Raw genomic sequence first — 19,751 nt, 5'->3', positions numbered from 1 at the left:
GAGAGGCGGTAAAGCGTGTTTCGTTCACTGAGGTTGTTCAACTACCGGATCTGGTTCATTGGAGCTTTGGTCTCCAATATCGGCACGTGGATGCAGCGCACGGCGCAGGACTGGCTGGTCTACGACATTTTGACCGAGCAGGACGCCGCTGCCATGGGCATCGTCATGGCTCTGCAGATGGGACCACAACTGGTCATGGCTCCCTGGGCCGGGCTGGTTGCAGACCGCTTTGACCGGCAAAAGCTGCTGATGGCCACCCAGATTTCGATGGCCCTGCTGGGCCTGGCGTTGGGATTGATGGTGATCGCCGACGTCGCCCAGTTGTGGCACGTCTACGCCTTTGCCCTGGCGCTCGGCATGGTGACGGCGGTGGATGCGCCGGCGCGGCAGACGTTCGTCTCGGACGTAGTGCGCGACGATTACCTGCCCAACGCGGTGGCGCTGAACAGCACGTCCTTCAACCTGGCGAGGATGGTCGGGCCGGCCATTGCCGGCGTGCTCACCGTCGCCATCGGTCCCGGGCCGGTGTTCCTGATCAACACCGCCACCTTCGCGGCGATGATCGCGGCGCTGCTCGCCATCCGACGGCAGGAGCTTCACCTGCGGGAGAAGGCGGCCAAGGGACGCGGGCAGATCCTCGAAGGCTTCCGGTATGTGAAGCAGCGGCCCGACCTGGTGGTCGTGCTCGCCGCCATCTTTATCATCGGCACCTTCGGCCTGAACTTTTCCGTCTTTGTCGCCTCCATGGCGCGGACTGAATTCGGCGGACACGCCGGTGATTTCGGCTTGCTCTCCTCGGTCATGGCGGCGGGTTCGGTCACCGGTTCGCTGCTTAGCGCACGGCGTGACCGGCCGCGGCTGCGCTATATCTTTGGCGCCTCGGTGGCTTTCGGCATCGCCTGTACTGCGGCAGGGTTGGCCCCCACGGTTTGGCTGTTCGGGCTGGCGCTCGTGCCGGTCGGCGCTGCCGCCATCACGATCATGACCAGCGCCAATGCGTATGTGCAGACCACGACTGCTCCCATGATGCGCGGGCGCGTCATGTCTTTGTACATGGCCATCCTGATGGGCGGGACCCCGATCGGTGCGCCTCTGGTCGGTTTGGTGGCCAACAGCTTCGGCCCGCGCTGGGGGCTGGGGGTGGCCGCGCTGTCCGGCGTGGCCGCAGCCGCGGTCGGGATCGTATGGGCCTGGCGTGCCCACCACATGCGTCTGCGCTTCGACCGCTCTGCGGCCCGGAAACTCACCATTACCTACGGTGTGCCGGACCGTCGCGGCTAAGAGATTCCGAGACCGCAGGCGCCCCACGCACCCGGCATTTTCTGCTGGCGTTACAGCATTCTCCGCAGGCGCCGCCGACATTTTCTGCTCGTGCCGCGGGAAGCTCAGAATGGGGGTGGTGCGTTGGGGTCGGTGTTGTCCTCGGGCAGTTCGATGCCGCCGAGCGTGCGTTTTGGTGGTTGGTCACCGCGGTCGATGGTGTCGCGGGCGGTGCCGTCTCCAGTGGCGGCAGCGGCGCCGGCTGCATCTGGGGCGCCGTCGGTGTTGTCTTCGTTTTCGCCGTTGGCTGCCGTTTCCGTGTCCTTTGTGCGGGGCAGGAGGGTGTCCCAGCCCTCGTCCGGGTAAGTGGTCTTGCGGTGGCCGGTGCGCGTGGTCCATGTGATCTGACCGTGTGGCCCGGCCTGGGCCTGGACGTGCCCGCCGGTCTTCGCCGCGTGGTGGGCGCCGCACAGGCACTGCAAGTTTTCCGGCACAGTTGGCCCGCCGTCGTCCCAGCCGCGGACATGGTCGATCTCGCAGTATCTGGCCGCGCGGCGGCAGCCTGGGAAGCGGCAGTGCCGGTCCCGGACACGGATCAGGCGTTTGAGCCATCGGGCGGAGTCCGCAGTTTCCGGGCGGCCGCGATCGCCTGGCCGTGGTCGTCGGTGAGCACCGGCAACCAGGACCTGGCCAGCTGCGCCAGCTCCCGTCCCATGTCTGCCGGGATCGGCCCGTGCCCGGCCAGGTCCCCGGGCTCCTCGCCCAGGCCGAGCAGCGTGGCCAGGGGCATGGTGACCAGCATCCCCGGCCCCGCACCGCCGCAGTTACCGCCGCAGCCGGGCCCTGGGTCAGGATCTCGGCGGAGGGCCCCGCGGCCGGGTGCGGCCCGGGTACCTCCGCCGGCCGGTGCCGGCGGAGGGGCCGCAACAGTGCCGGTCCCCGCGGACTCTTCAGCCAAGCCGCCGCAATTGCCGCCGCAATTGCCGCCGCTGCCGGCGGTTGGCGGTGCCGCGGCCGGGGCTGCGGCCGGGGCTGCCGGTCCCATGTCTTCCGCTGCATCCGTGTTCGGGGTGGAGGAGGGGCAGATGCGGTCGGCCAGCATGAGGTCACAGAACACGTCGGCGCGCAGCTGGGGCAGGGTCCTGGCCTCGCCGGGGCCTTGGAGGGAGCGGGCCGTGGCCTGGATCCGGTCGAAGACCAGATGCGCCTTGTCCGCGCTGGTGCGGATCCACAGTTCGGCCATCCCGTCGTCCTGGTCGGTCAGCTGCACGTCTCGGGACTCGTTCGCCCGCCGGTGCCGCTGGGCCAGGGAATCCGGGTGCAGCCGGTTCCTCATGCGCCGGGCCCGGGACCGCACGGTATCCAGTGTGACGTCCCCGGCGCCGGGCAGCACCGCGGCCTCAAAATCCTGCAGGCATTCGGCCGGCAGGTCCGCGCAGCCGCGGGCCAGCGCCTTCGCCCCGCGGCAAGTCCAGGTCCCCGCGGCCCATCGCCTCGAGAGTGCCCGGCAGGTGTGTGCAGATCTGCCGGGCATCGGCCAGCATGGCCCGCGCCGCCGCGTCACCGGTGCACAGGTGCGCCGAGATCTCGTGGTGCGCGAAGCGGGAAAAGCCTTCCGGGTCCCGGTCCCCGCCAACACCGGGACGCAGCCGGGCGAAGCGGTCCAACGCCTTCACCCGGCACGACTGCACCCACGCCTCCACCCGCGCGGCAGCCAAAAGATAATCCATGGTCTGCACGTCATCCAGTTCCGCCGGCTCCACCACCGCCAACAAACCGGCCAGCACGGCAGGCACCCCCACCCCGTCCTCGGGCATGACAGGCTTACCATCGGCGTCCTCCGGCACCACGGGCAGGCCTACCCCTTCCTCGGTGGTCCCGGCCGTCGGTTGTCCGGTGCCAGATTCCTGGGATGCTCCGGGATCCTCGGGCATGGCTGGCTGCCCGCCGCCGTCGGCTTTGGTCGGCGAGGGAATCTCTGCAGTGTCGGCCGCCGCGGCGGCGGCAGACGCACCAAGGTCAGCAGCCGCGGGAAAGAAACCGGCGCGGTCAGGCCCGATGCCATACCGCCGGAGCAACGCTTCTGCCACCACGTGCTGCAGCAGCGCTTCCAGCAGGGAACTGTCCGGACGCGAGGGCACGCCAAGGTCCATCACCAGTCCCTGTCCCGGAACCGGGAACCGAAGCTCTTCGCCCTCGCCCTCCATAGCCACACGCTATCGGCCGCATCGGACAGTTTAGGGGCGAGCATTCAGGCTCGCTGGACGGCGGGACGACGCTGGTGGGACGCAACGCTGCCGGCGCCGTCGTGCACAGGCGAGCTGCTGACACGCGCCGCTGAGGCGCGCCGCTGACGCGCGCCGCTGACGCGCGCCGCTCACACACACTGCTGACGCACGCCGCTGAGGCACGCCGTTGATGCGCGCCAATGAGGCACACTGCTAACGCACACTGCCGACGCAGTCGCCGTCGCTCACCGCTGGCGCAGCTCCCACGCAACTGCTGCCAATGCAAAAGGTCCGGCCGCCGCGAACGGAAGCCGGACCCTTGCGAAACGACGCGAGGTCGGGGGAGTCAGCCCTGGAACCGGTCCACCACGTAGTCGATGCAGGCCAGCAGCGCGCTGACGTCCTCCGGCTCTACGGCGACGAAGGTGGCGATGCGCAGCTGGTTGCGGCCGAGCTTGCGGTACGGCTCCACGTCCACCACTCCGTTGGCGCGCAGCACCTTGGCGACCGCTGAGGCGTCAACCGACTCGTCGAAGTCCACCGTCGCGATAACGTTCGAGCGGTGCTCCGGGTTCGCCACGTACGGGGTCGCCACGGCGGAGGCCTCCGCCCACTGGTACACCCGTCCTGCCGAATCGGCGGTCCGGCCGGACGCAAAGTCTAGGCCGCCGTTGCCGTTCAGCCACTCGATCTGGGCGTTGAGCGTGACCAAGGTTGCCAGCGCGGGCGTGTTGTAGGTCTGGTTCTTCAGCGAATTGTCGATGGCCGTTTCAAGATTGAGGAAGTCCGGAATCCAGCGATCGGTGGCACCGATCCGGGCGGCCCGTTCCAGCGCTGCGGGGGAGAAGACGCCCAGCCACAGGCCGCCGTCGGACGCGAAGTTTTTCTGGGGCGCGAAGTAGTAGACGTCGCTCTGGGCGACGTCGACGTCGAGCCCGCCCGCGGCGGAGGTGGCGTCGATGAGGACTAGGGCGCCGTCGTCGGCACCCTCCACACGCTGCACCGGAGCCGCCACGCCGGTGGAGGTTTCGTTCTGCGCCCATGCATAGACATCCACGCCGGCCTCAGCCCGCGGCTCCGGCCGGGAGCCGGGTTCCGAGGTGATGATGCTGGACTCGGCCAGGAACGGAGCTTTGTTGGTGGCCGCGGCGAACTTGGAGCTGAACTCCCCGAAGGACAGGTGCTGGGCCTTCTGCTCTACCAGTCCGAAGGTTGCAACGTCCCAAAACGCCGTCGAGCCGCCAACGCCCAGGATGACCTCGTAACCCTCCGGCGCCTTGAAGAACTCCTTGAGCCCTTCGCGGACGCTGCCCACCAGATTCTTCACCGGTGCCTGGCGGTGCGACGTGCCCAGGAGGTTCTTGCCGGCGGCGACCAGGGCGTCGACCTGTTCCGGGCGCACCTTGGACGGCCCGGCGCCAAAGCGCCCGTCTTTCGGCAGCAGGTCGGCGGGAATGCTGATGGACTGGGTATCGCTCATGAATACCTTTCCTGGCGTGGTGGCAATGATCTCGATGGCGGTTCGCCGTTGAACGCCCGTTTCATTCTGCCTCAACGCCGAGGGCCGCCGTTAGTCGCAGTGGGCATTGTTGCGTTGGGCGCTCGGCGCGTCAGCCCGCGGCGAAGCTGCCGGTCCGGCAAGGAAAACAGGCTAGGCTGGGGAGGGGAAAACACCCTCATGCATGCTGCTGGAGCAGCCTTTTCACCGCGCCGAGGAGCAAGAAGCCATTGACTGATCTCATCGACACTACCGAGATGTACCTGCGCACTATCCTCGAGCTCGAAGAAGAGAACATCGTCGCGCTGCGCGCCCGGATCGCCGAGCGGCTGCGCCACTCGGGCCCGACCGTGTCGCAGACGATCGGGCGGATGGAGCGGGACGGACTCGTGGTCGTCACCGGCGACAGGCATCTGGAACTGACCGAGCTGGGCCGGCGAAAAGCCACCGAAGTGATGCGCAAGCACCGACTTGCCGAGCGGCTGCTCTCCGACGTCATCGGACTGGACTGGGCCTACGTGCATGACGAGGCCTGCCGCTGGGAGCACGTGATGAGCGAGCGGGTGGAGCAGCGGCTCTACGAACTGTTGGGCAGGCCGACGGTTTCGCCGTACGGCAACCCCATTCCCGGCCTGGAAGCGCTCGGGGGCCAGCCAGCCGAAGAGTTCACCACCGGCGTGCTCAATCTGGCGCAGGCCATGGGCAGCTACACGTCCGACAAAGAGGTGAGCATCGTCAGGCTGGCGGAGCCCATCCAGGTGGAACCGGAACTGTTGCTCCAGCTGGAAGAGGGCGGGCTGAAGCCCGGCGCCAGCCTTCAGTTGGAGACCGCCGGCGAGTACATCTCCGTGCGCGTGCCGGGGATCGAAGGGGCCCTGGAACTGCCTCCGGAAGTCGCCGCGCACATCTTTGTATCAATGCGATGAAACGTTGACCCTTGAAAACACGCACCCCGGATAACGGATTTATTACTTTCGGGGAGTTTTACGTATAGTTGACCCGGGCGTCGAGACATCGATTCCCACACCCTCCGCAAGCCGAGCCCTGTCGGCGGAGGCGTGTATCCGTGAGACAGGGGCGGAGGACCCACCAAGCGGCAGTTTGTTCGCTGCCTTGGGGTGAAGCCGCAGCGGGCAAAGCCTCGGTGAATCGTTCCACCGGCGCTCTGTGCGGTGTGGCCGAGTTTTCTCTTGACTCGAATCCGACAGCTAACTTCGCAGGCGCTTTGGGAGAGGTAACAGAATTTTGGCAGGACACAAAGCCTCGGGACGGCGCCGTTCAACCGCCCCGGCCGAACACTCACGCCCTCGTGCCGCAACGCCCGGCCGACGCCGCGCCCAGCCGGCGCCGTCGCCGGTAGCAGCAGCCGCGCGCGACGTCGGGCATAAGACAGCGATCGTTGCAGCCGCCTCCGGGATGGCCCTGACTGTGATGCTGCCGACGACGGCCGGCGCCACCGCCGACGCCCCGCAGGATGCCCCGGCCGCCAGCAGCATCTCCGCCGCCACCGAGGCCCGGCTGACGTTCGAGCGTGCCGGCCTGACCAGCAAATTCGACCCGGACACGAAGCTGAAGCAGGTCATGGTCGCCTCGGGCAGCAATGCCAAGGTCGTCAGCAGCGAAGGCTCCCTCTCGCAGCCGATGGACGAGCTGACCATGACGTCGCCGTTCGGCTACCGCGTCAGCCCCATCACCGGCTACGCCGGGGAGCTGCACACCGGCCAGGACTACGGAGCAGCCTGCGGCACCCCCGTGCACGCAGCGGCCGGCGGAACCGTCATCGAGGCGGGCTTCCAGGTCGGCGGCGGCGGCAACCGGATCGTGGTGGACCACGGCAACGGCCTGAAGACCACCTACAACCACCTGAGCACCATTGACACGTCCGTCGGTGCCACCGTGCAGCGCGGGGAGATGGTGGGCCAAAGCGGCACCACCGGCGCCTCAACCGGCTGCCACCTCCACTTCGAAGTGATGGTCAACGACAAGCTGGTGGACCCCACCGGCTGGCTGTGATGAACACGCCGTAATCGGAACGTGACACATCCCGCAAACTGTTATAAGGTTTCACCCGTGCCAGTCGTCAACAGGCTGGCACCTTCGGGCGGAATGCCGAACTCTGCCGTCGCCCGAAGTTCGTTCGCACCGAATCGCATGGCAGAGGCGGGGGAACCACTTCCCGGACATCGCACGGTGTCCTTGGGGTAAAGCCGATCAGGCCCGGGCCACCAGCCCGCAGCCGACCGGCCGGATGAACTCCCATCCGAACCCGACAGCTCACTTCGCAGGCATTTGGGAGAGGTACAGACCGTGTCCAAGAGCATTACTGCGGGCCGCCATCGTGCGACCCCCGTCCGCACGAGCCCGCTTGAGACGATTTCCAAGGCTGTGTCCGCGAATGCGGGAACCATGGGACGTCAGGGTGCCGTGATCGCCGCCGCTACCGGCTTGGTTCTGACCGGTACCATCCCGGCCCAGGCTGTCAGCGCTGACCGAGGGGTCGAGGCCCCGGCCCGCGTGCAGGTGGAAGCCGTGCAGGCCTCCGCAGCCGTGAAGCTGACCTTCGAACGCGCGGGGATCACCTCCACCCCCGCACCGGAGCCGGTTGTCCAGGCCGCCTCCAACGAAATCACCCCCACGACCGGCAATGATGCCGGGTCGAACGAAACCAAGACTGTCAAGAAGGCCGGCGAGGCTGCCGCCAGCGGAGTCGCCGGCGCCATCGTCGCGGCCGCCTATGGACAGATCGGTGTCGCCCAGGACTGCACGGCCCTGGTCGAGAACGCCCTGCGTGCGGCAGGCTTCGCGGTGGGCGACCTGGCCCCGGCGCAGTTCTTTGCCTACGGCACGCAGGTGGCCACCCCGCAGCCCGGCGACATCATCTACTACGCCAACGGCGGTGCCGGCGTGGCCCACGTGGCCATCTACGTCGGCAACGGCCAGGCGGTCCACGGCGGATGGGCGGGCTACAGCACTGTGCTGGGCAGCGCCTACATCGGCTCCGGCCCGGTCTTCATCCGTCCGGCAGGCTAAGCCCTTCCTGTCACGGCTTTCTCGCGGCGCGTCCTTCGGGGCGCGCTGCGCGCGTTAAAAACGGCGCGCGGAGGACCTGGGTGGAATCGGTGCGCGGAAACAGCGCGCGGCAGACCTGCCCAGGAGTGGCGCGAAGAAGGGGTCCGGTCGGCGCGCGGAAGACCCGTGCGCGAAGTCGGGTCCGGAGCCGCGCGCGGAAGACTGCGGGAACGGCGCCTGGAGCGTGTGCGCAGCCCCGAAACGCACGGTGCACCCTTCGTACCAGCCCCGTCCCGGAACCCTCCGGAAGCAGGGCTCCGAGGGCTGTCGTAATCAAAACATCACCGCGCCGTGATCAGAATGTGACAATGCGTGATTGATCGTATACGCTCTAACGCGTGCCAGTTGCCAAACGGCTGGGACCTCCGGGTGGATTGCCGAGCTCTGCCACCGTCCGGAGTCCGTTCGCAAAAAACTTCGCGGGCAGAGGCGGGGGAACCAATTTCGGGTTCCGTACAGGAACCCTTGGGGTTAAGTCGCCAGCACTCTCAGGCATTGCCGGGGAGGGCTGCGGCCGGATGCACTCCCATCCGAATCCGACAGCTCACCTCGCAGGCATTGGGAGAGGCCTTTAACGTGTTCAATGACACCGCTACGGGGCGCCACCGCGCCGTTTCCGTCCGCACCAACCCGCTGGAGACGATTTCCAAAGCCGTCTCGTCCAATGCCGGATCCATGGGTCGCTCGGCAGCCGTAATCGCTGCCGCGTCCGGACTGGCCCTGACCGCCGCGGTCCCCGCGCAGTCAACCTCCATCGAACGCACCGCGTCCACCGTGTCCGTACCCAGCCGCGTGCAGGTGGACACCGTCCAGGCTTCGAGTGCCGTCGAGCTGACCTTCTCGCGTCCCGCCATCAAGTCCACTCCGGCCCCGGAGCCCGAGCCTGTCGTTGAAGCCGTGGCCGAGGAAGTGGCCCCGGTCGTCGAGGAGGCCGCAGACACCGCACAGGGCGCCGTCCAGGCCGCCGCTCCCGCGGTCGAGGTCAAGGCAGCCGCCGCGGCTCCCGCAGCCAAGGCAGCGCCGGCGAAGGCCGAAGCTTCCGCCAGCGGCGTGGCCTCCACGCTGGTGTCCTCCGCGTACGGCCAGATCGGCATCTCGCAGGACTGCACCGCCATGGTGGAGAAGGCCCTGCGCGCCGCCGGCTTCTCGGTGGGCGACCTCGCACCCGCACAGTTCTTCAGCTACGGCACCCAGGTTTCCACCCCGCAGCCGGGCGATCTGCTCTACTACTCCGACGGCGGAGCAGGTGTTGCGCACATCGCCATCTACGTGGGCAACGGCCAGGCCATCCACGGCGGCTGGACCGGTTACACCACGGCACTGGCCAGCGCGGACGTCGGATCCGGCTACGTAGCCATCCGCGTCAACTAGGCAACAGCCTTCCCGGTCCACAGCGACCGTCCCGCCGGCCCCGGTGCACGCCCAGCGCGCGCACCGGGGCCGGCGGCGTTGTCGGGAGGCCAGACGCCTGCGCGGTCCGGGCTCGTCAGGGCCCAAGGTGGGCCCCGCGGGTGTCGCCGCCGCGCCACCGGACCGCCCGCCGCCGCGCCGCCGGACCGCTCGCCCGACGCCGCCGGACCGCCCGCGGCGTCATTCCGACGGCCCACGGGCGGCGAAAAAGTTAGCGCGGAACGCACTCGCCGTCATACTCTTTGACTGTCAGTGCAGAAAATCCAGTCCCGGACCGGGATCTGAAGCACCGGTCGGGTTGGCCAGACCTAGAGGAATGTGCATGCGCACACTCGTTCTGAATGCTGGTTATGAACCCCTGGCGGTTGTCACCTTCCGCCGGGCGCTGCTTCTTGTGCTCACCGGCAAAGCCAGCGTGATCGCCGAAGACGGGGACCCCGTCGTCGGCCCCAACGACATACTGGGCCGCCCCTCGGTCATCCTGCTCAACCGCTACATTAAGATGCCGTACAACAAGGACACCGCGGTGACCCGCCGCGGCGTCCTGCGCCGCGACAACCACCTCTGCGCCTACTGCGGGAAGACAGCCACCACGGTGGACCACGTCAAGCCCCGGTCCCGCGGGGGAGAAGACAGTTGGGAGAATCTGGTGGCTTGCTGCCTGCGCTGCAACAACGCCAAGGGCGACCGCACGCTGGCCCAGATGGGCTGGAGCCTGCGCTTCGCGCCCCGGCCGCCCAGCGGCGCCCGCTGGCGGATCCGCGACCTGGACCGTCCCGCTCCGGCCTGGAGCCAGTTCCTCGACACCCATACCGCCGCGTGACCGCTCCGCTTTTCGACGCCGTCGTGCTGGCCGGCGGCCGGTCCTCGCGCCTGGGGGGCAGCCCCAAGGCACTGTTGCGGCTCGAGGGATCCACCCTGTTGCGCCGCACGCTGGAGGCCGTCCGGGGGGCCCGGCGGATCTCCGTCGTCGGCCCCGACGACCTGTCCGAGGAAGTGGAAGCTTTTCGCCGCACGCTGGTTCCGCAGCCGCTGCGGCTGACGCTCACCCGGGAGGACCCGCCGTTCTCCGGCCCGGCAGCGGGCATCGCGGCGGGGATCCAGGCGCTGTTACGGGACGACGACGGCGGTGCCTCCCGACGGGCGCGGGACGATGACGGCGGCGGCTCCCGACGGGCGCGGGACGACGACGGCGGTTCCTCCGGGCGGGCCCCGTTCACGCTGCTCTTCGCCTGCGACATGCCGATGCTGGCCGGGCTGCCGGAATTGCTGCTGCGCCACGCCGTCAGCGGGCCGGAGGCCAGGCTCTGGATCCCGGTGGACGCCGACGGCAAACAGCAGCCGCTGGCTTGCTGCGCGGACAGCGCAGCGCTGGAGGCCGCGGTGCGGAACGCCGGGGGAGCGGCCGGGTTGGCCGGCCAGCCGGTCCGGCGGCTGCTCGGCGGGCTGCCCGCCGCCGAGATCACGCTCGAGGGCCCGTCAGGGGGCCACACCTCCGACGTCGACACGTGGCAGGACGCGGGCCGCTTTGGCATTGTTCGGCCCGCGCCGTAGCCTGAAACAAACGTTGTACTTGCCCGCACCGGGCGGATCGGAGGCCATTGTGTCCGGAGCGGCCGAAAAGCTCTCCCCCTTCGTCAGCGAACTGCTCCAGGCGCTGGAAATCGAAGACACGCCCGTTGACATCGACGCCGTGCTGGGGCTCGCCGGCGTCGCGGCGCACAGCGTGATCCGCCCGGCGGCGCCGCTGACCACCTTCGTGGTGGGCTACGCGGCCGGCCTGGCGGCCGCCACCGGACAGGCAACACCCGAGGTGGCCATGCGCGCCGCATCCAGGGTGGCCGACGAAGTGGCGCGCCGGCACGGCGCAGTGCAGGAGTGAGTGGCTCCGGACTGCGCTGGGACGACGCCCGCGGAGCCGCCTATGCCGCGGGCCGGGAGGCGGGGCGGCCCGATCCCGCGAAGGTGGAGCTGGCCGCCTGTGCCGGCCGCACGCTGGCCCGCGACGTGACGGCGCTGGTGCCGGTCCCGCACTATGCTTCCTCCGCCATGGACGGCTGGGCCGTCGCCGGCCCGGGGCCGTGGCGGTTGGTGCCGGCCGGCAGCGACCTGCGGCGGGGGCTGGCCGCCCCGGTCGTCACCGGCGGCCTGATCCCCGACGGCACGGACAGCGTGCTGCGCAGCGAATGCGGCACCGCGGCGACTGGCCGGCTGCAGCTGTGCGCGGGTACCGACGCGCGGGAACTGGCCCCCGGGCGGCACATCCGCCCGGCCGGCGAGGAGACCGCCGCCGGCGCCGTCGTGGTCTCCGCCGGCACCGTGCTAACCCCGGCGCATCTGGCCGTCGCCGCCGTGTGCGGCCACGACGCGCTCCCTGTTGCCCCCGTGCCGCAGGTAGCCCTGCTGCTCACCGGCGACGAGGTGGTCACCTCCGGCATTCCCGCGCCGGGCCGGGTCCGGGACACGTTCGGGCCCACGCTGCCGGCCATCATCGCCCAGCTCGGCGGCCAGGTGATGGACAGCCGGCGGCTGCCCGACGACTTCGCGGCCACCGCGGAAGCCATCGCCGGCTGCGGCGGCGACGTCGTGGTCACCACCGGCGGAACGGGCCACTCCTCGGCCGATCATCTGCGCCGGGTGCTGGACGCGGACGCGGCCACGATCCTGATTCCGTCCATCCGGATGCGTCCGGGGCATCCGGCGCTGCTGGCCCGGCTGGCCGACGGGCGGCTGCTGGTGGGCCTGCCGGGCAATCCGCTGGCCGCCATGATGGCGCTGCTGACCCTGGCGGCTCCGCTGCTGGCCGGGATGACCGGCCGGCCGCTGGCCCCGCTGCGCACCGTGCCCGCCGGAACAGCCATGCCACCGCTGCACGAACAGGACCGGCTGGTGCCCTACGGCCGGTCGCCGGATGGCGGTGCCGTCCCCGCGGACCGCATCGGTTCGGCGATGATGCGGGGGCTGGCGGCCGCCGACGGGGTGATGGTGGTGCCGGCCGCCGGCGCCGAACCCGGCGAGCAGTTGCCGGCCCTCGACCTGCCCTGGTGAACGCCGCGCCCCGCCGCGCGCATGCGCCCGCCGCGCCGCCGCGCGCAGCCGTGTGGCTGCCTTACCCTTGTTACAGGCAGTAGAGGAGAACTTCATGGGCCGCTTGACGCAGCGCCGCAAGGTGCTCAAACTCAGTCTCGATGCGCCGGCGCGCCGCCGCGAGGACGTGATGGCGGTGGAAGAGCCGCTGGAGATCCGGCTGGCCGGCCGCGCGTTCTCCATCACCATGCGCACCCCGGGCGACGACTTCGACCTGGTGGCCGGCTTCCTGGTCTCCGAGGGCGTCATCTGGTCGCCCGAACATCTCGTCTCGATGCGCTTCTGTGCCGGCGAGGACGAGGACGGGCGGCAGACCTTCAACGTGGTGGAGGCCCAGTTGGCGCCGGGGGTGGCGCTGCCGGATCCGCGGCTTGACCGGCAGGTGGTCACCAGCAGCGCGTGCGGCATCTGCGGCACCGCCTCGATCGACGCCGTGACGAAGCGCTCGCGCTTCCCGCTGCACCATGACGACGGCGGAGCCTCCCCGGGCCCGGACGGCACCGGTGCCGGCGGCGAAGTGCCGCTGGAGGTCCTGCTGCAGTTGCCGGACCGGCTGCGCGAACAGCAGCAGGTGTTCGAGCGCACCGGCGGCGTCCACGCTGCCGGCCTGTTCAGCGTCGCGGGCGAACTGCTCTGCCTGCGCGAAGACGTGGGCCGGCACAACGCGGTGGACAAGGTGGTGGGTTGGGCGCTGCGCGAGGGGCGGCTGCCGCTGCGCAACACGGTGCTGCAGGTCTCCGGGCGCGCCTCGTTCGAATTGGTCCAGAAGGCCTATCTCGCGGGCATCCCCGTCCTGTCGGCCGTGAGCGCGCCGTCCTCGCTCGCCGTCGAGCTGGCGGAAAAGGTGGGGCTGACGCTGGCCGGCTTCAGCCGCGGCCGCAGCATTAACGTGTATGCCCACCCGGGCCGGGTGGGCGCCGCCGTCGGGAATTTCGTGTGAGACGCGCCGGGTGAGTCGGGGAACCGGTGTGAGCCGGGATACATTAGGGGCATGACTCGTCCGGCACCCGTGAATGACATTGATGAAAGCACCCTGAAGGTCAAGGAACCGAAGAAGGTCGCCGCCGGTATTCCGGCGGTGAAGGTTGCGTTGGAGCGCGGCATCGAACAGGCCGGCGTCTCCCGCACCGCCCGGTCGCTGCTGCGGATCAACCAGCGCGGCGGGTTCGACTGCCCGGGGTGCGCCTGGCCCGAATCCATCACCGGTCCGCGCAAGCCGGCCGAGTTCTGCGAAAACGGCGCCAAGGCCGTGGCGGAGGAGAACACGAAGCGCACCGTCACGCCCGAGTTCTGGGCGCGCCACTCCATCGAAGAGCTCTCGACGAAGACCGAATACTGGCTGGGCCAGCAGGGCCGGATCACCGAGCCGGTCATCATCCGCGAGGGGGAGACGCACTATTCGCCGATCTCGTGGGCGGACGCGTTCAGCCTGATTGGCGAACACATCAGGGCTACGACGCCGGACCGCTGCGTGTTCTACACCTCGGGCCGGACCGCCAACGAGACCGCGTTCATGTACCAGCTGTTCGCACGCTCGCTGGGCACCAACAACCTGCCGGACTGCTCCAACATGTGCCACGAGTCCTCCGGCAGCGCCCTGAACCCGACCATCGGCATCGGCAAGGGCACCGTGTCGCTGGAGGACATCCACCACTCCGAGCTGATCTTCGTGGTGGGCCAGAACCCCGGGACCAACCACCCGCGCATGCTCTCCGCGCTCAAGGAGTGCAAGGACAACGGCGGCACCATCGTAGCGGTGAACCCGCTGCCCGAAACCGGCCTGATGGCGTTCAAGGACCCGCAGTCGGTGGACGGGCTGCTGCGCGGCGGCACCGCGCTGGCCGACGAATTCCTGCAGATCAAGGTGGGCGGGGACCTCGCCCTCTTCCAGGCGCTGGGACACCTGCTGCTCGAAGAGGAAGGCCGCGCCCCGGGCACCGTCGTGGACAAGGCGTTCATCGACGCGAACACCGAAGGCTTCGAGGAGTACGTCGAAGCCCGCCGGCACGTCGACTGGACCGAAACCGAGAAGGCCACCGGGCTGTCGCGGCTGGAGATCGCCAAGGTCGCCGGGCTGCTGGCCAAGTCCAAGGCCACCATCATCTGCTGGGCGCTGGGCCTGACCCAGCAGCCGCACTCGGTCGATACCCTGCGCGAAATCGTGAACCTGCTGCTGCTCCAGGGCAACTTCGGCAAGCCCGGCGCCGGTGCCTGCCCGGTCCGCGGCCACTCCAACGTCCAGGGCGACCGCACCATGGGCATCTGGGAGAAGCCCAAGGAGTGGCTGCTGGCGGCGCTGGACAAGGAGTTCGGCATCACCTCGCCGCGCGAGCACGGCGTCGATTCCACCGAGGCGATCGACCGCTTCCACGAGGACAAGGTCGACGTCTTCGTCTCCATGGGCGGCAACTTCGCGCTGGCGAACTCCGAGACCGAGCTGCTCGAGAGCGGGATGAAGAAGGCCGGCCTGACCGTGCATGTCTCCACCAAACCCAACCGCTCCCACGTGGTGCACGGGAAGACGTCGCTGATCCTGCCGACGCTGGGCCGTACCGACCGGGACGACAAGCACCCGAAGGGCGCGCAGTTCCTCTCGGTGGAAGACTCCATGTCCGTCGTCCGGTCCACGCAGGGCCGGCTGGAGCCGGTCAGCGAGCACCTGCTGGCCGAACCGGTGATCATCGCGCGGATGGCCCAGGCCACCTTCGGCGACGACCACCCAGTGGACTGGCGGGCGATGGCCGAGGACTACGACGTGATCCGGGACCACATCTCCCGCGTGCTGCCGGGGTTCGAGGACTTCAACACGCGGATCCGGAACAAGAGCGGCTTTGTGCTGCCGAACCCGCCGCGCGACACGCGCTCCTTCGCCACCGACATCGGCAAGGCGCGGTTCACGGTCAGCCCGCTGGAGTACCTGGAGGCGCCCGAGGGACACCTAATCCTGCAGACCATCCGCAGCCACGACCAGTACAACACCACGTTCTACGGCCTGGACGACCGCTACCGGGGCATCTCCAACGGGCGGCGGGTCATCCTGGTGCACCCCGACGACCTGGCCGAACTGGGCTTCGCCGACCGCGACCTGGTGGACGTGATCAGCACGTTCAAGGGCACCGAGCGCCGCGCGGACGAGTTCCGCCTGGTGTCCTACCCGACGGCGCGGGGTTGTGCGGCCGCCTACTTCCCGGAGGCCAACGCGCTGGTGCACCGGGACCTGGTGGCACGGGAGTCCAACACGCCGGGCTTCAAGGCGATGACGGTGCGCTTCGTCCCGCACGAGGAGAAGCAGCTCAGCTGACGCCGGGCCGCGCCGGGTGGCGCCGGGCGGGCGGGGGCGGCGCCGGTGGGTCCGGCGGCTTTGCCTGCCCGCCCGCAATTCCGGACAGCTTCCGGCCGCATGGCCGCGGGCAGGAACACCAGGGCGTTCGGAATGGTTCTAGGGTGGCAGTAGCACCATCAGCCGTTAGGAGCCATCATGTCCATGGAAGGGGCAGCCTGGAGTTCGCTGTACCGGCTTTCGCACTCGAAGGAGCAGAAGTCCTTCTCGCGGGAGACTGTCCGCCGGACCTTTGCGTTCGCCGCGCCCTACAAGGGCAAGATTGCTGTCTTTGTGCTGCTCTCGGTGGTGACCGCCACGCTGGCCGTCGCCACGCCGGTTCTCGCCGGCCGGGTGGTGGACGCGATCGTGGCCAAAACCGGCGTCGAGGTAGTGATCTGGCTCGCCGTCGTCATCGCCCTGGTGGCCATCGCCGACGCCGGGCTCAGCATGGTGACCCGGTGGATTTCCTCCGGGCTGGGCGAGGACATCATCCTGGACCTGCGCACCGCCGTGTTCGACCACGTCCAGAAGATGCCGATCGCCTTCTTCATGCGCACCCGCACCGGCGCGCTGGTCAGCCGGCTGAACAACGACGTCATCGGGGCGCAGCGGGCCTTTGCGGGAACGCTCTCCGGGGTGGTGAGCAACCTCGTGGCGCTGATCCTCACACTGATCGTCATGCTGAACACCTCCTGGCAGGTCACCCTGCTGGCGCTGCTGCTGCTGCCGGTGTTCCTGCTGCCGGCCCGCCGGATGGGCAGCCGGCTCGCCGAACTGCGCCGGGAAACCGCCAACCACAACGCCGCCATGAGCACACAGATGACCGAACGGTTCTCCGCACCCGGGGCCACGCTGGTCAAGCTGTTCGGCCGGCCCGCCGACGAATCCCGCGAGTTCAAGCTCCGGGCCCAGCGGGTGCGCGACATCGGCATCAAGACGGCGGTCATGCAGTGGGTGTTCGTCACGGCGCTCACCCTGGTGTCCGCGCTGGCGCTGGCCCTGGTCTACGGGCTCGGCGGTTTCTACGCCATCATCGGCCAGCTGGATCCCGGCGAGGTGGTGACGCTGGCGCTCCTGCTCACCCGCCTGTATGCGCCGCTGACGGCCCTGGCGAACGCCCGGGTGGAGATTTCCAGTGCGCTGGTCAGCTTCGAGCGCGTCTTCGAGGTGCTGGACCTGAAGCCCCTGATTACCGAAAAGGACGACGCCGCTGCCGTGCCGCCGGGCCCGGTCTCCGTCGAGTTCAAGGACGTGCGGTTCGCCTACCCCTCCGCCGAGAAGGTGTCGTTGGCCTCGCTGGAGGAGGTCGCGACCCTCGACGCCCGGGGCGGCGAAGAGGTGCTGCACGGGATCAGCTTCCGGGTGGAGCCGGGCCAGACGGTGGCGCTCGTGGGCTCCTCGGGGGCCGGAAAATCCACCATGGCCCAATTGTTGGCCCGCCTGTACGACGTGGACTCCGGTTCCGTCGAGCTTTCCGGCACCGATGTCCGCGACCTGAGCTTCGAGGCGCTGCGCGGAACCATCGGCATGGTGACCCAGGACGGACACCTGTTCCACGAGACCATCCGGTCCAACCTGCTGCTGGCCCGGCCGGAGGCCAGCGACGACGAGATATGGGACGTGCTGCGCCGCGCCCGCCTGCAGGACCTGATCCGTTCCCTGCCGGACGGCCTGGACACCATGGTGGGGGAGCGCGGCTACCGCCTCTCCGGCGGCGAACGGCAACGGATGACCATCGCCCGCCTGCTGCTGGGCCATCCCCGGGTGGTGATCCTGGACGAGGCGACGGCGGCCTTGGACTCCACCAACGAAGCCGCCGTGCAGGCGGCGCTCAGCGAGGCGCTCGAGGGGCGCACCGCCGTCGTCATTGCCCACCGGCTGTCCACCGTGCGCTCCGCCGACCGGATCCTGGTCATTGAAGGCGGCCGGATCGCTGAGCAGGGCACGCACGCTGAGCTGCTGGCCCTGGAGGGCCGCTACGCCGAGCTGTACCGGACCCAGTTCCTCAGCGATACCCGGGTGGCCGGTTTGGCCTGAGTGCGGCGGTCCGGCCCGCGCCAGGGGGCTGGCCGCGTGGCGGGTGTGGTCCGCCCGCTCAATGACTAGAGTTGCTCTGGGTCCCACACGTCGAAGAAGTGGAAAGCGGGTGCAATGCAGCGCGGAACCAACCTGGGCCGCCTGGGCGGCTACAACCAGGCCGTGATCCTCAACGCCATCCGACGTGCCCGCGGGGGAATCGCCCGGGTGGAACTGGTGGAGAGCACCGGGCTGTCCCCGCAGACCATCTCCAACGTAGTGCGCCGGCTGGTGGACGAGGGCCTGGTGCGCGAGGACCGCAAGACGGTCAGCGGGCCCGGCAAACCGCGCACGGTCCTGCAGCTGGAACTTTCCAGCCGGCTCGCGATCGGCATCCACCTCGACCCCGTGGTCATGACCCTGGTGATGCTGAACCTCGACGGCGAGGTGGTGGCGCGTGCCCGGCACGACGTCCCCGCCGCAGGCCAGCCGGACGGGATGGCCGCCGCCATGGCCGCCGCGACGGAGGCGCTCATCACCGCTTCCGGGATCGAGCGCCACCGCATCCTGGGCATCGGGCTGGCCGCGCCCGGGCCGATCGACGCGGCCGAAGGGATGGTGGTGGATCCGCCGATGATGCGCGAGTGGACCTCGGTGCCGCTGCGCGAACCCCTGCGCGACCTGACGGGCCTGCCGGTGCTGATGGACAAGGACACGACGGCCGCGGCGGTGGCGGAACTGTGGGCCAGCGGACGGCGGGAGCCCGAGAACTTCGTGTTCGTTTACCTGGGCACGGGCTTGGGCGCCGGCATCGTGCTCGACGGACAGGTGCTGCGCGGCGCCTCCAGCAATATCGGGGAGATCGGCCATTTTCCGGTGGAGGCAGAGGTCCCGCTGTGCGACTGCGGGAAACGCACCTGCGTGGGCATGGCGCTGAACTTCGGCACGCTGTTCCGGCAGGCCGTGGAGGCCGGCGTCTTCCCGGCCGACGCCGAGCTGGGGGACCGGCATCGGGCCACGGAACGGATCGTTACGCTCTGCCGCATGGCCAGCGAGGGGGAGCCGGCGGCCGCGGCGATCATCGGCCGGGCCGCCGGGTTGCTGGGCGGAACCGTGGGGCAGGTGGCCAACATCCTGGACGTGGACCGGGTCATCTTTGGCGGCCCGCTGTGGGACGGCTTGGACGAGCTTGCGCTGCCCATCCTGCGGGAGGAAATTAACAAACGGTTTGTGTCGCGGGCGATCCACGAGGTTGACGTGGTGTCGTCCCCGCTGGGCTTCGAGGTGGGGGCCATCGGCGGCGCCTGCCTGGTGCTGGATGACGCGCTGTCGCCCAAGGCCAGCGGGTTGATCCTAGGGGGCTAGCCGGACGCGGGCAGGGGTGCGCTTCACCACGACCGTTTGCGTCAATTACCCTGGCCCGCCGCCACGAAGCGTCCCGGAGTTGCTTTATTAAATCCAATCGATTTAGATATATGGTGACGGCAGTGCCTGGAGTGCTCACGCTGCGGGAAAATGAACGGTCCCTTCAGCGGCTCACGTGCTTCAGGGGAACGGCTCGGCCGTCGGCCAACAGGCGGCGGGAAGATACTGCTGGCTCCGGCGAACGGGAAGAACCGGAACCAGCGGTCCCAGCTGACGGGAATTCCTGGCCGCTTTGGTGGAAGGCACTACAGCCGGCTACCGTCTGTGCTTCCGTGGGGGGTTGCACAGGCGGCGGTCGGCTGCCCTGGTTGACGGGCCGGGCGCGGCCGCCGCATTTCGCCGACAAGGCCGGCGGTGAAGTGCCCCCGGGCAGATTCGAACTGCCGACACCCGCTTTAGGAGAGCGGTGCTCTATCCCCTGAGCTACGGGGGCAAC

17 protein-coding genes, 1 tRNA gene and 3 riboswitches are annotated in these 19,751 nt (G+C 69.2%); of the genes, 13 read left to right on the top strand and 5 right to left on the bottom strand.

What is annotated here, in order from left to right; all coding sequences use genetic code 11:
* Positions 1 to 15: 15 nt before the first annotated feature.
* Positions 16 to 1,281: an MFS transporter gene (locus tag AC5RVG_RS16360; protein ID WP_494014683.1), complete on the top strand. Its 1,266-nt coding sequence runs from the start codon at positions 16 to 18 to the stop codon at positions 1,279 to 1,281.
* A 104-nt stretch (positions 1,282 to 1,385) separates the two neighbouring features.
* Here the strand turns inward: AC5RVG_RS16360 and AC5RVG_RS16355 are convergent, their stop codons facing one another.
* The 4 genes from AC5RVG_RS16355 to serC all read right to left on the bottom strand — a co-directional run bounded on the left by AC5RVG_RS16355 (position 1,386) and on the right by serC (position 4,968).
* Positions 1,386 to 1,856 carry an HNH endonuclease signature motif containing protein gene (locus AC5RVG_RS16355; RefSeq protein ID WP_494014721.1) on the bottom strand — a complete coding sequence of 157 codons (471 nt, stop codon included), beginning with the start codon at positions 1,854 to 1,856 and terminating at the stop codon, positions 1,386 to 1,388.
* Positions 1,856 to 2,596, bottom strand: a complete 741-nt coding sequence (locus AC5RVG_RS16350; protein ID WP_494014682.1) for a hypothetical protein — start codon at positions 2,594 to 2,596, stop codon at positions 1,856 to 1,858. Before AC5RVG_RS16350 ends, AC5RVG_RS16355 begins: the two co-directional genes overlap by 1 nt.
* 64 nt (positions 2,597 to 2,660) lie before the next feature.
* The gene (locus AC5RVG_RS16345) at positions 2,661 to 3,467 is read right to left on the bottom strand and encodes a hypothetical protein (protein ID WP_494014681.1); all 807 of its coding nucleotides are present in this window, start codon (positions 3,465 to 3,467) and stop codon (positions 2,661 to 2,663) included.
* 367 nt (positions 3,468 to 3,834) lie between these two features.
* Entirely contained in the window at positions 3,835 to 4,968 is a 1,134-nt protein-coding gene (serC, locus tag AC5RVG_RS16340; RefSeq protein WP_494014680.1) for a phosphoserine transaminase, read from the bottom strand.
* A gap of 248 nt (positions 4,969 to 5,216) precedes the next feature.
* Here serC and AC5RVG_RS16335 point away from each other — a divergent pair, with 248 nt between their 5' ends.
* The 12 genes from AC5RVG_RS16335 to AC5RVG_RS16280 all read left to right on the top strand — a co-directional run bounded on the left by AC5RVG_RS16335 (position 5,217) and on the right by AC5RVG_RS16280 (position 19,255).
* Positions 5,217 to 5,912 carry an iron-dependent transcriptional repressor DtxR gene (locus AC5RVG_RS16335; RefSeq protein ID WP_494001767.1) on the top strand — a complete coding sequence of 232 codons (696 nt, stop codon included), beginning with the start codon at positions 5,217 to 5,219 and terminating at the stop codon, positions 5,910 to 5,912.
* A gap of 99 nt (positions 5,913 to 6,011) precedes the next feature.
* A riboswitch (cyclic di-AMP (ydaO/yuaA leader) is annotated at positions 6,012 to 6,225 on the top strand.
* Positions 6,226 to 6,402: 177 nt separating this feature from the next.
* Positions 6,403 to 6,999, top strand: a complete 597-nt coding sequence (locus AC5RVG_RS16330; RefSeq protein ID WP_494014679.1) for a M23 family metallopeptidase — start codon at positions 6,403 to 6,405, stop codon at positions 6,997 to 6,999.
* 117 nt (positions 7,000 to 7,116) lie between these two features.
* A riboswitch (cyclic di-AMP (ydaO/yuaA leader) is annotated at positions 7,117 to 7,289 on the top strand.
* Between the two features lie 103 nt (positions 7,290 to 7,392).
* A complete protein-coding gene (locus AC5RVG_RS16325; RefSeq protein WP_494014678.1) occupies positions 7,393 to 8,016 on the top strand; it encodes an NlpC/P60 family protein in 624 nt (207 codons plus the stop codon).
* Positions 8,017 to 8,458: 442 nt separating this feature from the next.
* Positions 8,459 to 8,627, top strand: a riboswitch (cyclic di-AMP (ydaO/yuaA leader).
* A gap of 4 nt (positions 8,628 to 8,631) precedes the next feature.
* Positions 8,632 to 9,426 (top strand): NlpC/P60 family protein, encoded by a 795-nt coding sequence (locus AC5RVG_RS16320; RefSeq protein ID WP_494014677.1) that lies wholly within the window; start codon positions 8,632 to 8,634, stop codon positions 9,424 to 9,426.
* Positions 9,427 to 9,787: 361 nt separating this feature from the next.
* Positions 9,788 to 10,288 (top strand): HNH endonuclease, encoded by a 501-nt coding sequence (locus AC5RVG_RS16315; RefSeq protein ID WP_494014676.1) that lies wholly within the window; start codon positions 9,788 to 9,790, stop codon positions 10,286 to 10,288.
* Positions 10,285 to 11,019, top strand: a complete 735-nt coding sequence (gene mobA, locus AC5RVG_RS16310; protein WP_494014675.1) for a molybdenum cofactor guanylyltransferase — start codon at positions 10,285 to 10,287, stop codon at positions 11,017 to 11,019. Before AC5RVG_RS16315 ends, mobA begins: the two co-directional genes overlap by 4 nt.
* A gap of 49 nt (positions 11,020 to 11,068) precedes the next feature.
* Positions 11,069 to 11,347, top strand: coding sequence for a DUF6457 domain-containing protein (locus tag AC5RVG_RS16305; protein WP_494014674.1), 279 nt, complete (start codon positions 11,069 to 11,071; stop codon positions 11,345 to 11,347).
* Positions 11,344 to 12,513 (top strand): molybdopterin molybdotransferase MoeA, encoded by a 1,170-nt coding sequence (locus AC5RVG_RS16300; RefSeq protein ID WP_494014673.1) that lies wholly within the window; start codon positions 11,344 to 11,346, stop codon positions 12,511 to 12,513. Before AC5RVG_RS16305 ends, AC5RVG_RS16300 begins: the two co-directional genes overlap by 4 nt.
* A gap of 94 nt (positions 12,514 to 12,607) precedes the next feature.
* Positions 12,608 to 13,492 (top strand): formate dehydrogenase accessory sulfurtransferase FdhD, encoded by an 885-nt coding sequence (fdhD, locus tag AC5RVG_RS16295; RefSeq protein ID WP_494014672.1) that lies wholly within the window; start codon positions 12,608 to 12,610, stop codon positions 13,490 to 13,492.
* A gap of 51 nt (positions 13,493 to 13,543) precedes the next feature.
* Complete coding sequence (locus AC5RVG_RS16290) at positions 13,544 to 15,853, top strand: FdhF/YdeP family oxidoreductase (RefSeq protein WP_494014671.1); 2,310 nt, start codon at positions 13,544 to 13,546, stop codon at positions 15,851 to 15,853.
* 177 nt (positions 15,854 to 16,030) lie between these two features.
* Positions 16,031 to 17,911, top strand: a complete 1,881-nt coding sequence (locus AC5RVG_RS16285) for an ABC transporter ATP-binding protein (RefSeq protein WP_494014670.1) — start codon at positions 16,031 to 16,033, stop codon at positions 17,909 to 17,911.
* Positions 17,912 to 18,025: 114 nt separating this feature from the next.
* On the top strand, positions 18,026 to 19,255 hold the full coding sequence (locus AC5RVG_RS16280) for an ROK family transcriptional regulator (RefSeq protein WP_494014669.1): 1,230 nt from the start codon (positions 18,026 to 18,028) through the stop codon (positions 19,253 to 19,255).
* A 420-nt stretch (positions 19,256 to 19,675) separates the two neighbouring features.
* Here AC5RVG_RS16280 and AC5RVG_RS16275 read toward each other — a convergent pair.
* Positions 19,676 to 19,748, bottom strand: a tRNA-Arg gene (locus AC5RVG_RS16275).
* Between the last annotated feature and the right edge of the window lie 3 nt (positions 19,749 to 19,751).

The organism is Arthrobacter senegalensis (assembly GCF_059091765.1).
Note: the sequence above shows the minus strand (reverse complement) of the source record. Positions and strands in the feature narration are given on the sequence as shown.